The sequence below is a fragment of the Tessaracoccus defluvii genome, from assembly GCF_014489575.1.
GTDB lineage: Bacteria > Actinomycetota > Actinomycetes > Propionibacteriales > Propionibacteriaceae > Arachnia > Arachnia defluvii.
Genome location: NZ_CP060789.1, coordinates 1,469,112 through 1,481,733 on the forward strand (window position 1 = coordinate 1,469,112; position 12,622 = coordinate 1,481,733).

Genomic DNA, 12,622 nt, shown 5'->3' on the forward strand with positions numbered 1-12,622 from the left:
CGCGGAAATGGTAGCCGAGGGCGGCAAACCACTCACATCCGGATCATGTCGAGCAGCGCGCCGAGCTCGTCCCGGGACAGTTCCCGGGTCTCCCCCACCGGCAGGTTCCCGAGCCTGACAGGGCCGATCGCGGTGCGTGCCAGACGGTCGACGGGATGGCCGACGGCGTCCATCATGCGCCGCACGATGCGGTTGCGCCCCTCGTGGAGTGAGACCTGCAGCAGGGTGCGGTCCTGGCCGCGGGAGATGAGTTTGACCTTGTCAGGCTTCACCGGCCCGTCGTCGAGGGTCACGCCCTTCTCCAGCCGCTTCAGGGTGCGGTTGTCCATGACGCCCGCGACCTGCACGTGGTACGACTTGCGGACCTCGTAGCTGGGGTGGGCCAGGCGGTGGGCGAACTCGCCGTCGTTGGTGAGGATGATGAGGCCCTCGGTCTCGGTGTCGAGGCGTCCGACGTGGAAGAGACGTTCCTTGGTCCGCGGCAGATAGTCGGCGAGAGTGGTGCGACCCTCGGGATCGTCCATCGTGGAGATCACGCCGCGGGGCTTGTTCAGCACGAGATACATGTGTCGGCGCGGGGGCGGGATGCGCGAGCCGTCGACCCGGATCTGGTCGCGGTCGGGGTTGACCCGTCGGCCCTGCTCCGTGACGATCTTGCCGTTCACCTCGACCCTGCCCTCGTCGATCATGATCTCGCTGGCGCGGCGTGAGGCCACCCCGGCTGCCGCGAGCACCTTCTGCAGGCGCACGCCTTCTGTTTCGTCACTCATGTCCGTCTCCTTCGTGGGCGCTGGTGGTCGCCTCGGCGGCGAGCTGGCCCAACTCAGCCTCCAAGGCTACGGCGTCGGGCAACAGTGGCGCCAGATCGGGCAGTTCACGCAGCGAGTCGAGCCCGAGTTTCTGCAGGAACAGCGGGGTCGTCGCGAAGGTCATGGCCCCGGTCACCGGGTCGGTCCCCTCCTCGCGGATGAGCCCACGGACGAGCAGGGTCCTGACGACGCCGTCGACGTTGACGCCCCGGACCCCGGCGATGCGTCCCCTGGAGACGGGCTGCAGGTAGGCGATCACCGCGAGCGTCTCGAGGGCGGCCTGGGACAGGCGGGAACGCTGGTCGGAGACCAGCCAGGCCTCGAGAACCTCCGCCACGGCGGGGTCCGTCGCGAAGCGCCACCCCCCGGCGACGCGTCGCAGCCGGATGCCCCGCTCGTGGTCCTCGTAGAACGCCGCGATGGACGCCAGCTCCTCCTCGGCTGCGCCAGTCGGCATCCCCACCGCCGCGGCGAGTTCGTCGGTGCCGACCGGTTCCGTGGCCATCAGCAGCATCGCCTCGAGGGCGGCCGTCGTGCTCATGCATCCTCCTGCTGGTCGTGGTGGGGTCCGTAGTCGTCGGTGACCTCGGCGGTCGCCTCGTCGCCGCCGCTCCAGCGCACCGTGAGCTCCGCCAACGGCGCCACCTGTTCGAGGGCCACCTGCCCGACACGGAACAGTTCCAGGATGGCCAGGAACCTGACGACGGTGGTGAGCCGGTCACAGCCGGCGATCAGGGAGCGGAAGGAGGCGGCCCCGTCGCGGCGGAGGCGGTCGGCCACCAGGCCCACCTGCTCGCCGAGGCTGACTGTGTTGGTGTGCAGGTGGGACAGCTCCACGACCGGTTCCGGGCGCGGCGTCATGGCGGCGGCGGCGAGCCGGGCGAGGTCGTCGGGGGTCAGCCCCAGCTCGACCTCGGGCAGGAGATCGCGGAACGTGTCCTCGAGGCCACCCGGGCGCCAGTGGAGCGTCTCGGCCGCCGTCATGGTGCCGCCGATCCACTCGGCGAGGCTGCGGAACGCCCGGTACTGCAGGAGCCGGGCGAAGAGCAGGTCCCGCGCCTCCAGCGCGGCCACGTCGTCAGGATCGTTCACCTCTCCGCCAGGGAGCAGCCGCGCGGCCTTGAGGTCGAGCAGCGTGGCGGCCACCACGAGGAAGGAGCTGGTGCGTTCCAGGTCCCAGACCTCGCCGCCGAGGCGGACGTAGGCCAGGAACTCGTCGGTCACCTGGCTCAGCGCCACCTCCGTGACGTCGAGTTCGCGCCGGCCGATGAGGGTCAGCAGCAGGTCGAAGGGCCCCTCGAAGTTGGTGAGACGCACGTCGAACCCGGCGACCGTCTCGCGCGGCTCCGCGGCCCTCGGCCGGTTCACTGCCTCCGAAGCTCCTGCACGAGGAATCCGTCGGCGCCGTTGGCGGCCAGGTCGGTCAGCGCCTGGGCGACTGCGAGCCGCACGATGCGCCCCCGGTCGACGCGGATGCCGTGGGAGCGCCGCAGGTCGAGGTTCGCATCCTCCAGCGCGAGCAGCTCCTCCTCGCTGAAGTACACGGTGATCTTGTGGTCGTGGCGGACGCGCCCTGTCGCGGCGGGCGCGGCCTCCTGGGGCGGCGCGGGGGGCGCGGCAGACGCAGGGGCCGACGGCTGCGGCTCGGGGACGACCGGATCGGGAGCCGCCACCTCCCGGGTCGGTCGGAACAGCTCCGCGGCACCGGGAAGGGACGCCCGCTTCACTCCGCGTGGCACCGCTGCAGCACCTCACGTGCGAGGGCCCGGTACGCCTCGGCGCCCGGCGACGAGGAGGCATACGTGGTGATGGGCTCGCCCGCCACGGTGGTCTCGGGGAACTTCACGGTCCGCCGGATGACGGTGTGGAAGACGTCGTCGCCGAACGCCTGCACGACCCGCTCGAGCACCTCGCGGCTGTGCAGGGTGCGGCCGTCGTACATGGTGCCGAGGATGCCGAGGACGGCCAGATCCGGGTTGAGCCGGTCCTGCACCTTGGCGATCGTGTCCGTCAGCAGGGCGATGCCCCGCAGGGCGAAGAACTCCGTCTCCAGCGGCATGATCACGTAGTCGCTGGCGGTGAGCGCGTTGATGGTGAGCAGGCCGAGGCTCGGCGCGCAGTCGATCAGGATGAAGTCGTACTCGCGGCGGAGCCTGCTCAGCACCCGGGTCAGGGTCTGTTCGCGCGCCACCTCGCTGACGAGCTGCACCTCGGCCGCCGACAGGTCGATGTTGCTCGGCAGGATGTCGAGGCCGTCGACGGTGGTGGGCCGGATCACCTCCTGCGGGGTGACGTCGCGGGCCAGGAGCAGGTTGTAGATCGAGGTCTCGAGCTTGTGCGGGTTGACCCCGAGACCGACCGAGAGCGATCCCTGCGGGTCGAAGTCGACGAGCAGCACCTTGCGACCGAGTTCGGCGAGAGCGGCCCCCAGGTTGATCGTGGTCGTCGTCTTCCCGACGCCACCCTTCTGGTTGCACAGGGAGACGATGAGCGCGTGCTTCGGTCCGGGTGCCACGGGTGCGGGCTCGGGGAGGTCGGGCAGCGGCCGACCGGTCGGGCCGAGTTCGCCGCCCACAAGGGCCGCCTCCGGAGCGCCGGGTACGGTGAACACCGGCTCCTCGAACAGCCCTTCTCGTGCCACGACACACCCTCCTCAGATCTGGATCAGCCCAGCCTAGTATGCCGTGCCTTTCCGGCGCTGGGGGGCATCGTGACTAGGCTGACGAGCATGGACGCACGCTACCGACACGAGATCCTTCCCCTGGATACCCCTGACGACGACCCGCGCTGGCGTGCCTACGTCGATATCTTCTCCGCCGTCTTCCTCGATTCGCGCGCCTCGGACGAGGGGCTACCCGTCTTCCGAGAGCACCGCAGGGCCGACGAGGCCCGGCTGGCGATGGTGACCACGGAGGGCCCCGGCCTCGACGGTCGGGCCCCGGTGGCCGGTTTCAACTGGACCAGGAGCACGATCAACTGCGGCACGCAGGTGCCCGTGATGATCATCAACACCATCGGGGTTCTCCCGAGCCACCGCCGGCGCGGCCTGCTGAAGTCCATGATGGGCACGGAGCTGGGCGCGGCAGCGGCCGACGGTGTCCCGCTGGCTGTGCTCACGGCCAGCGAGGCCACGATCTACGGCCGCTTCGGCTTCGCGCCGGCGACGCAGTCGCTGGACGTGGAGATCGCCACCGGCCGCTTCGCCCTCCGCGACGACGCGCCAACGGCCGGCGGGACGGTTGAGTTCCTGACCCCGTCTGCCTTCGCGCCGCACTGGCGGAGGGTGGCCGACGCCTTCCAGGACCGCCGTCGCGGCGCCGTCACGCAGCAGCACATGAACTACCTCGTCGAGTCGGGCGAGTGGTCCAGCGCCGACCAGGGGCCGTCGCGGTCGCTGCGGGTGGCCGCGCACTTCGACGACGCGGGCACTCTGGACGGTTTCGCGCTGTTCCGGCACAAGGGCTGGTCCGAGCCGGTGACCTCGGAGGTGGTCCAGCTCACCGCCCCGTCCCCCGCCGTCGAGCTGTCCCTGTGGCGGGCCCTGGCCGACCTGGATCTGGTCGAACGGCTGACCGCGCAGCTGCAGCCGGGCAACGTCCTCCCCCACGCGCTGCGTGACCCACGGGCGGTCAAGTTCACCGGGCTGGGCGACAACGTGTGGCTCCGGGTGCTCGACCTGCCGGCCGCTGCCGCCGGGCGCGCCTTCGATGCCGACGGTGCGGTGCGGATCGGGATCGACGACCCGCTCGGCTTCTGCGCCGGCACCTGGGAGCTGCGCGCCGTCGACGGCGTCGGTACGGCGACGGCCGGCACCGACCCGGCCGAGGTGTCGCTCGGAGCGGACGCCCTGGCACAGCTCTGGCTGGGTGGCACCACCGCCTGGGAGTTGGCGGCGGCGGGCCGGATCACCGGCGCACCGGAGGCCGTGGCCCGTCTCGGACGGCTGCTGCGCTGGGACACCGCGCCGGCGAACCGGGCCGAGTTCTAGGGGTCGCCCGCCCCGGGTCACCGTGCCCGGGGGTGGGCAGCGGCATGCACCTCACGCAGGTGCTCGATGGTGACCAGCGTGTAGATCTGGGTCGTGGCAACCGACGAGTGCCCGAGCAGCTCCTGCACCACGCGCAGGTCGGCGCCGCCGTCCAGCAGGTGGGTCGCGAACGAGTGCCGCAGCGAGTGGGGCGACACCTCCTCCGTGATGCCCGCCGCCGCCGCTGCCCGCTTGATGGCGGCCCACGCCGACTGTCGGCTGAGCCTGCCCCCGCGCTGGTTCAGCAGCAACGCGGGTGACCCGGAGCCAGCCCGGGCCAGGCCGGTGCGCGCCCGCACCAGGTAGGCGTCGACCGCGGAACGGGCATAGGAGCCCAGCGGGACCATCCGTTCCTTGTTCCCCTTGCCGAGCAGGCGGAGCCCGGCGTCGGGGTCGGTCAGGGCGACCGTGACGTCGTCGACGTCGAGCCCGCACACCTCGGAGACCCGGGCGCCGGTGCCGTACAGCAGTTCCAGCAGCGCGGCATCGCGGAGCCCGTCGGGGGTGTCCCTGTCTGGCGCCTCCAGCATGCGCGTCACCTGGTCGATCGTCAGCGCCTTCGGCAGCCGCTGCCCCAGCCGTGGCGGGGACACGTCGGCCGCCGGATTGGTCGTCGTGAGTGCCTCGTCGAGGGCGAACTGGTGGAAGGTCCGCACGCTGGCGACGTGGCGTGCCACCGACGACGTGGCCCTACCGGCGGTGAACTGTCGCACGAACTCGCTCACCTCCACCGCCGTGACGTCGGCGGCGTCGTCGATGCCCCGCGCCGCGAGGAAATCGACGTAGCTGGCCAGGTCGCGGCGGTAGGCGGCGACGGTGTTGGCGGAGAGGCCACGCTCGGCGCGGACGTGGTTGAGGTAGTCGCCGACCGCCGCCTCCAGCGGGGAGGTCATGCCCGCCGGATCGGCCAGTCCGCGTCGCCGGGGCGCAGGTCAGCGATGGTCCCCGACAGGCGCGCCGTTTCCAGAGCGAGGACGCCAGCCACCAGGGAGGGCGACTGGCAGGCGCCGGCGAAGACGGCGGCGACGACGTCGGCACGCGGCACCCAGTCCCAGGTCATGTGGGCCTCCTCCCCCTCCAGCACGAAGCCCTCGGGCCGGTCGGTGTCGCTCAGGCCGCGGGCCAGGAAGATCCGCAGCGACTCCTGGCAGGCCCCCGGTGTGGTGACGATGTCGACCAGCACGTCCCAGCGTTCCGCGGCCAGCGCGACCTCCTCGGCCAGCTCCCGCTTCGCTGCGACGACGGCATCCTCGCCGCCATGGTCGAGCAGTCCCGCAGGGATCTCCACGAGTTCCATCCCGACCGGGTGCCGGTACTGGCGCAGGACGGCCAGCTCATCGCTGTCCTCCCGCCACGCGACGACGGCGACCGCGCCGGGGTGCGTGAGGAACTGACGCTGGATCACGGCGCCGTCGGGAGTCTCGACGGCCTCGTTCACGAACGAAGAAACGCCGCCGGCGCCGAGCACAGTGCGTTCCCGCACCTTCCAGCGGAGGGGGGTGTCGCGCAGCATTCAGTGGTCCTCTCGACGGCGGAGCGCGGCCGTGATGAGCCCGACGAACAGCGGGTGCGGGTGCGTCGGGCGCGACTTCAGCTCCGGGTGTGCCTGTGTGGCCACATAGTACGGGTGAACCTCGGCAGGCAGTTCGACGAACTCGACCAGCGCGCCGTCGGGCGAGGTGCCGGAGACGCGGAGCCCGGCCGCCTCGAGTCGGTCACGGTAGGCGTTGTTGACCTCGTAGCGGTGCCGGTGGCGCTCGGTCACCTCGGTGGCGCCGTAGGCCAGGGCGACCTGGGAGCCGGGGACGAGGGTGGCCGGGTACGAGCCGAGCCGCATGGAGCCGCCGAGGTCGCCGCCGCCGTCGACGATGTCGACCTGCTCGGCCATCGTCGCGATGACCGGCTCCGATGTCTGCGGGTCGAACTCGGTCGACGCGGCCGCGGGGAGGCCCGCCAGGTTCCTGGCCGCCTCGATGACCATGCACTGCAGGCCGAGGCACAGGCCGAGCGTGGGGATGCCGTGCTCGCGGGCGTGCCGCAGCGCCCCCAGCTTGCCTTCGACGCCGCGGATGCCGAACCCTCCTGGAACGCAGACGGCGTCGACACCGGCGAGCGCCCTGGCGGCGCCGTCGGCAGTGTCGCAGTCGTCGGAGCGGACCCAGCGGATGTCGACGCGGGCATGGTGCGCGAAGCCACCGGCCCGGAGGGCCTCGGAGACGGACAGGTACGCGTCGGGCAGGTCGATGTACTTGCCGACGAGCCCGACCGTCACGGACTGGCGGGGATACTCGACGCGTTCCAGCAAGTCGTCCCAGGCGCTCCAGTTGACGTCGCGGAACGGGACGGAGAGGCGGCGCACGACGTAGGCGTCGAGGCCCTCGGCGTGCAGCACCTTCGGGATCGCGTAGATGCTGGAGGCGTCGGCGCAGGAGACGACCGCCTCGGTGTCGACGTCGCACATGAGTGCGATCTTGCGCTTGAGGGAGGCGCCGACCTCGACGCTCGCCCGGCAGACGATGGCGTCGGGCTGGATGCCCACCTGACGCAGCGCGGCGACCGAGTGCTGGGTCGGCTTCGTCTTCATCTCGCCGGACGGCTTGATGAACGGCACGAGCGAGACGTGCAGGAAGAAGACGTTGTCGCGGCCGATCTCGTGGCGCACCTGGCGGGCGGCCTCCAGGAAGGGCAGGGACTCGATGTCGCCGACGGTGCCGCCGATCTCGTGGATCACGATGTCGACGTCGTCGCCACCCATCGCGAGCATCCGGTCGCGGATCTCGCCGGTGATGTGCGGGATCACCTGGACCGTGTCGCCGAGGTAGTCGCCGCGTCGTTCCTTGGCGATCACCGTCGAATACACCTGGCCGGTGGTGACGTTGGCGTCACGGGAGAGGTTCACGTCGAGGAACCGCTCGTAGTGGCCGATGTCGAGGTCGGTCTCTCCGCCGTCCTCCGTCACGAACACCTCGCCGTGCTGGAAGGGGTTCATGGTGCCCGGGTCCACGTTGAGGTAGGGATCGAGCTTCTGCATCGTGACCCGCAGGCCGCGTGCGATGAGAAGGGTGCCGAGGCTCGAGGCGGTGAGCCCCTTGCCCAGCGAGGAGACGACGCCTCCCGTGACGAACAGATGCTTGGTGATCTTCGTTTTGTCCACGGAACTCCAGCCTAGGTTGCCGGTCCGGTCCGTGCCACGACGCGCGGGCGCCGAAACGTGATCTTAACGTTCGGATCGGCGCGCACGCTCGAGCAGCTCGGCCGCGTGCCGAAGCCCGGTCTCCGATTCGGCGTGGCCGCCCATCATCCTGGCCAGCTCGGCCGTCCGCTCGTCGTCGGCCAGGGCCCGCACACCGGAGGTGGTGACCTGCCCGTCGTCGGCCTTGGCGACGACGAAGTGCGCGTCGGCGAAGGCCGCCACCTGTGCGAGGTGGGTGACGACGATCACCTGGTTCGCCTGGGCGAGCCGCTGGAGGCGACGGCCGATCTCGAGCCCGACGGCGCCCCCGACGCCCGCATCCACCTCGTCGAACACGAAGGTGTGGCCCGCGTCATCGCCGGCGAGCACCACCTCGAGGGCGAGCCGGACCCTGGACAGCTCACCTCCGGAGGCCACCTTCCCCAGCGGCGCGGGCTCCGAGCCGGGGTTGGCGGCGAACAGCAGCTCGATCCGGTCGGCGCCATGGGGGCCGGCGGGGACGGGGGTGACGGCGAAGCGGAGTTGCGCGTGCGGCATGGCCAGTGCGGCGAGCTCGCCGCGGACGGCCTCTGCCAGGGCGTCGGCCGCCTTCCGCCTGGCGGCGCTGATCGCCGCGGCGTCGGCGGCGAGGCTGACGTCGAGGTCGGCGATCCGGGCGCGCAGGACGGCGATCTGTTCGTCGGAGCCGTCGAGCTCAAGCAGGCGGGCGGAGGACGACTCGGCCCAGGCCAGCACCTCCTCGACGGTGGCGCCGTACTTGCGTGTCAGCCCGGCGAGCTCCGCGCGACGGCCGGTGACGGACTCGAGTCGGAGCGGGTCGGCGACGAGGTCGTCGAGGTAGCCGGCGACGTCGGCCGCGAGGTCGGCCGCGAGCATCGACAGCTCGGTCGCCCGGGCGGAGAGTGCGTCCGCGGCGCCGTCGCGATCCGCGAGCGTCACCAGCGACTTGCGGGCCTGGCCGGCGAGCCCGACGGCCCCGGCCTGGTCGAAGTCGGTCTCGCTGCCGCTCAGCAGTTCGTGGGCGGTCTCCGCAAGGGTGCGGAGCTCGTCGAGGTCCAGGAGTCGGGTCTGCTCGGCGGCGAGCTCCGTGTCCTCCCCGGGCCGGGGATCCACGGCGGCGATCTCGTCGAGTCCGAAACGGAGCATGTCCGCCTCGCGGGCCCGCGCCATCGCCTCCGCCTCCAGGTCGTGCAGCCGGGCGGCTGCCTCCCGCCGCTCGGCGAAGTCGGCGCGGTACCGCGGCAGCTCGGCCGGCTGGGCGTGGGCGTCGAGCAGTTCCCGCTGCCGCTCCTGCGTGGACAGCCGGATCTGGCCCGACTGGCCGTGGATCGTGGCGACCTCCCCGGTCACCTGAGCCAGGGTCGCGACGGGGACTCCGGCCCCGCCCACGACTGCGCGGGAGCGTCCCTGCGCGCTCACCTGACGCAGGGTGATCAGTTCGGCGTCGTCCAGCTGACCGCCCAGTTCGGCGACGCGGTCGGCCACCCCGGCTGGCACCTCCCAGCGGCCCTCGACGACGGCACGGTCGGCGCCGCGACGCACGATCCCGGCGTCACCGCGGGCGCCCAGCAGGTGCCCGAGCCCGCTGACGATCATGGTCTTGCCTGCGCCCGTCTCTCCGGTCAGCGCGGTGAGGCCGGCCCCCAGTTCGAGGGCGGCCTCGTCGACGACGCCGAAGTTGGTCAGTCGTAGCGAGGTCAGCATCTACTGGCCCGTCCTGCGGCGCCAGCCCTCGACGGGCAGCGCGAACTTCTTCACGAGGCGCGTGGTGAACGGCTGGACGCCGAGGCGGGCGAGCCGGACCTTGTCGCTGTGGGAGGTGACCACGACACGCTCGCCGTCGGCCAGTTCATGGCTGCGGCGTCCGTCGCACCAGAGGATGCCTCGCGTGGCCACGTCGTCGGGGATCTCGAGCCGCACCGTCGACAGGGGGCTGAGCACCATGGGGCGGTTGAAGAGGGCGTGGGCGGCGAGCGGCACCACCAGGATCGCCTGCACGTCGGGCCAGATGACGGGGCCGCCGGCCGAGAAGCCGTAGGCGGTGGAGCCGGTCGGGGTGGACACGAGGACACCGTCACAGCCCCAGCGCGACAGTGGCCGGTCGTCGACGGAGACCATGACCGTCAGCATGCGTTCGCGGGCCAGCTTCTCCAGGGAGACCTCGTTGATGGCCGGCGACTCCCAGGCCAGGGTGCCGTCGGGGTTCAGCACCTCCACGCGCAGCACGAGCCGTTCCTCGACGAGGTAGCGACGCTCAGCGACGACGGAGGGCAGTTCGTGCAGGTCGGAGGGGTCGGTCTCGGCGAGGAATCCGACGTGGCCGAGGTTGACGCCCAGCAGCGGCACCCCCAGCGGCATGGCCCACTCGGCGGCGCGGAGGATCGTGCCGTCGCCGCCGAAGACGACGGCCAGTTCCGCGCGTTCGCTGTCGAGGGGACGCACCACGGCGCCGGGGACCTGGGCAGCGAGCCGGTCGACGTCGGCGTCGAACGTGACGAACTCGAAGTCGCGGTCACGCATCGACTCGACGAACTGGGCGGCCTTCTCCAGTGCTTCGTCGCGCTCGGGGTGGACGAGGACGCCCAGGGTTCGCTTGTGCACGCCGTCAGCCTACCTAGTCAGTCGGACGAAGAACTCGACGTTTCCACAGGTGCCGGGCAGCCGGCTGGGGCCGCGCCAGGCGGCAGCCCAGCCGAGGGCGGCCGCGGCGGCGACGACGCCGTCCACCGCTGCGTCGCGCAGGGCGGGGTCACGCACCACTCCCCCGGCGCCGAGCCGGTCGCGGCCCACCTCGAACTGGGGCTTGACGAGCAGGAGCGCCTCGCCGTCGTCGGAGAGGACACCGAGCAGGGCCGGCAGGACCAGCGTGAGTGAGATGAAGGACAGGTCGCCGACGACAAGGCCGACGGGTTCGCCGCCGACGTCGTCGAGGGTCAGGTCGCGGACATTGCGTCCTTCCGCCACCTGAGTTGGACCTCTTTAGTGCCCCAGCTCCCGGAGCATCTCTGCGGTGGCTTCGGGGATCGCGGGCTCTGCTTGGAGTTGTTGGTCGCCGATGCTGATGGTGACGTGCTGCAGGGGTCGTAGGGTCTGGATGATTCTGCGGATGCTCCAGCCTGTGCGGTCTTGGAGGTCGCGTGCGATGGCCAGGGCGGTGAACACGATCGTGAGGTGGGCCTCGATCGCGTCTCTGGTGCGGTGGAAGATCGGACGCGCAGCGAGGTCTGTCTTGGACATCCGGAACGACTGTTCGACGTGCCAGAGGTCGTGGTAACTCCCGATCACTTCACCGGCGCTCATCGTGGTGGCCGGGATGTTGGTGACGTAGCCCTTCAGCCCGACCAGCGCGGTCGCGCGATCCAGCGATGGTTGATCGAGACTGGAGTGCTGGCCGCTGGTTTTGACGAAGCGGGCCTTCTTCGCCGTTCGGCGTCCTTCGATGATGTCAAGGGCGCGGTCCTGCTGCAGTGTGAGGGTATGACGGTCCCGAACGGCGCGTTTCCGGGAGAACTGCCAAACAGCCCGCCAGGCCTGAGGGTGTTCGGTGGGATCCCAGACGGGCTCGGCCCGGCGCCGTAGCCGGTCGGGATCGGGTGTGCGGGCTGGGGTGGTGATGGTGTCGATGATCTGTCCATCGGTGAACGCGGTCCCGTGCCAGTGGAAATGTCCGGCCAGGTCCAACGGTGCCTTGGCCATCCGGGACCCGACGATGAACCGTAGACCGGCCTCATTGAGGGCCTGCAGGTTGGTCGCTGACAGCATCCCAGCGTCAGCAACGACGACCATGTCAGCGACCTGGTTGCGTTCCTGGAACGCTTTGATCACGGGAATGATGGTGCGGGTCTCGGGTTTGTCGCCTTCGAAGCAGGCGATCTCGAGCGGGAAACCGCTGCGGTCGACCAGGAGCCCGACCACGATCTGAGGGTCGACCCGGCGTTCCTTGCTGAACCCGACTTTGCGGAGCGTGTCCTCCTTCTCCGCTTCGAAGTAGAGCGTGGTCACGTCGTAGAGGAGCAGTGACACGTCACCACCACGCTCAGACCACACGTGCTCGAAGCAGGCCTGCTGCACCAGGGTGCGATAGTCCTTCGTAGCGCAGCGTTTCAGTGACCGTTTGACCGTGGAGAGATGGACAGGTTCGAGCCCGAGCTCACTGATGACGCGGAGACTGTCGAGTTTGGAGGTCGGCTCCACCAACCGGGCAAGGACCAGCTGGAAGAACGCCTCGTCAGCCACCACATCGAACCCAAGCCAGCGCCAGGAGTCCCGCAGGACGTCGACCAGCAGCCGAGAGACCTTGCCCTCCACTATCGCTGCGCCAGCACGAGGCCGTCCACCAGCGCCGGTGTCGAAGTCCAACTCCGGCTGGTTCGCTGCGAGTTTGTCACGGCCAGCCTGCATCAAGGCTGCCAACTCGGCTTCGGAATGAGCCGACCCGAGATGCTCGACGATCCTGCGGACCCCGCGTTGCTTCTCCACGATCTGGACCGCCGTAGCCCCGGAAGCTGTCTTCACCTTCCGCAGGAACGGGCTCATGACCAGATTCTACCGGGGTTTTTAGTGCCCCGAACCACGCCACAGAATCGTCCTGAC

13 protein-coding genes are annotated in these 12,622 nt (G+C 70.6%); 1 reads left to right on the forward strand and 12 read right to left on the reverse strand.

Annotated elements, in window-relative coordinates; translation table 11 throughout:
- Positions 1–32: 32 nt before the first annotated feature.
- The 5 genes from H9L22_RS07085 to H9L22_RS07105 are packed head-to-tail and all read right to left on the reverse strand — an operon-like array spanning position 33 to position 3,435.
- Complete coding sequence (locus H9L22_RS07085) at positions 33–770, reverse strand: pseudouridine synthase (RefSeq protein ID WP_187722160.1); 738 nt, start codon at positions 768–770, stop codon at positions 33–35.
- The gene (gene scpB, locus H9L22_RS07090) at positions 763–1,350 is read right to left on the reverse strand and encodes an SMC-Scp complex subunit ScpB (RefSeq protein WP_187722161.1); all 588 of its coding nucleotides are present in this window, start codon (positions 1,348–1,350) and stop codon (positions 763–765) included. The genes H9L22_RS07085 and scpB overlap by 8 nt, the downstream gene beginning before the upstream one ends.
- On the reverse strand, positions 1,347–2,177 hold the full coding sequence (locus tag H9L22_RS07095) for a segregation and condensation protein A (protein ID WP_187722162.1): 831 nt from the start codon (positions 2,175–2,177) through the stop codon (positions 1,347–1,349). Before H9L22_RS07095 ends, scpB begins: the two co-directional genes overlap by 4 nt.
- A complete protein-coding gene (locus H9L22_RS07100) occupies positions 2,174–2,548 on the reverse strand; it encodes a hypothetical protein (protein WP_226966184.1) in 375 nt (124 codons plus the stop codon). Before H9L22_RS07100 ends, H9L22_RS07095 begins: the two co-directional genes overlap by 4 nt.
- On the reverse strand, positions 2,533–3,435 hold the full coding sequence (locus H9L22_RS07105; RefSeq protein WP_187722605.1) for a ParA family protein: 903 nt from the start codon (positions 3,433–3,435) through the stop codon (positions 2,533–2,535). Before H9L22_RS07105 ends, H9L22_RS07100 begins: the two co-directional genes overlap by 16 nt.
- Positions 3,436–3,537: 102 nt before the next feature.
- Here H9L22_RS07105 and H9L22_RS07110 point away from each other — a divergent pair, with 102 nt between their 5' ends.
- Complete coding sequence (locus tag H9L22_RS07110) at positions 3,538–4,797, forward strand: GNAT family N-acetyltransferase (protein WP_187722163.1); 1,260 nt, start codon at positions 3,538–3,540, stop codon at positions 4,795–4,797.
- Positions 4,798–4,814: 17 nt separating this feature from the next.
- On the opposite strand, the gene xerD is transcribed toward H9L22_RS07110, so the two are convergent.
- From xerD to H9L22_RS07145, 7 genes are all read right to left on the reverse strand, one after another.
- Complete coding sequence (xerD, locus tag H9L22_RS07115; protein ID WP_187722164.1) at positions 4,815–5,729, reverse strand: site-specific tyrosine recombinase XerD; 915 nt, start codon at positions 5,727–5,729, stop codon at positions 4,815–4,817.
- Positions 5,726–6,349 (reverse strand): NUDIX domain-containing protein, encoded by a 624-nt coding sequence (locus H9L22_RS07120; protein ID WP_187722165.1) that lies wholly within the window; start codon positions 6,347–6,349, stop codon positions 5,726–5,728. The genes xerD and H9L22_RS07120 overlap by 4 nt, the downstream gene beginning before the upstream one ends.
- Complete coding sequence (locus H9L22_RS07125; RefSeq protein WP_320060604.1) at positions 6,350–7,990, reverse strand: CTP synthase; 1,641 nt, start codon at positions 7,988–7,990, stop codon at positions 6,350–6,352.
- Positions 7,991–8,053: 63 nt separating this feature from the next.
- Positions 8,054–9,733 (reverse strand): DNA repair protein RecN, encoded by a 1,680-nt coding sequence (gene recN / locus H9L22_RS07130; protein ID WP_187722166.1) that lies wholly within the window; start codon positions 9,731–9,733, stop codon positions 8,054–8,056.
- Complete coding sequence (locus tag H9L22_RS07135) at positions 9,734–10,630, reverse strand: NAD kinase (RefSeq protein ID WP_187722167.1); 897 nt, start codon at positions 10,628–10,630, stop codon at positions 9,734–9,736.
- 9 nt (positions 10,631–10,639) lie between these two features.
- Complete coding sequence (locus H9L22_RS07140) at positions 10,640–10,993, reverse strand: SAM-dependent methyltransferase (protein ID WP_187722168.1); 354 nt, start codon at positions 10,991–10,993, stop codon at positions 10,640–10,642.
- Between the two features lie 15 nt (positions 10,994–11,008).
- Entirely contained in the window at positions 11,009–12,565 is a 1,557-nt protein-coding gene (locus H9L22_RS07145) for an IS1634 family transposase (RefSeq protein ID WP_187721960.1), read from the reverse strand.
- Positions 12,566–12,622: the final 57 nt, after the last annotated feature.

Bases quoted from the DNA above. Each gene is read 5' to 3' on its own strand.
- scpB (WP_187722161.1), bottom strand. From the start codon at position 1,350: ATGAGCACGACGGCCGCCCTCGAGGCGATGCTGCTGATGGCCACGGAA.
- H9L22_RS07120 (WP_187722165.1), bottom strand. From the start codon at position 6,349: ATGCTGCGCGACACCCCCCTCCGCTGGAAGGTGCGGGAACGCACTGTG.
- H9L22_RS07085 (WP_187722160.1), bottom strand. From the start codon at position 770: ATGAGTGACGAAACAGAAGGCGTGCGCCTGCAGAAGGTGCTCGCGGCA.
- xerD (WP_187722164.1), bottom strand. From the start codon at position 5,729: ATGACCTCCCCGCTGGAGGCGGCGGTCGGCGACTACCTCAACCACGTC.
- recN (WP_187722166.1), bottom strand. From the start codon at position 9,733: ATGCTGACCTCGCTACGACTGACCAACTTCGGCGTCGTCGACGAGGCC.
- H9L22_RS07145 (WP_187721960.1), bottom strand. From the start codon at position 12,565: ATGAGCCCGTTCCTGCGGAAGGTGAAGACAGCTTCCGGGGCTACGGCG.
- H9L22_RS07110 (WP_187722163.1), top strand. From the start codon at position 3,538: ATGGACGCACGCTACCGACACGAGATCCTTCCCCTGGATACCCCTGAC.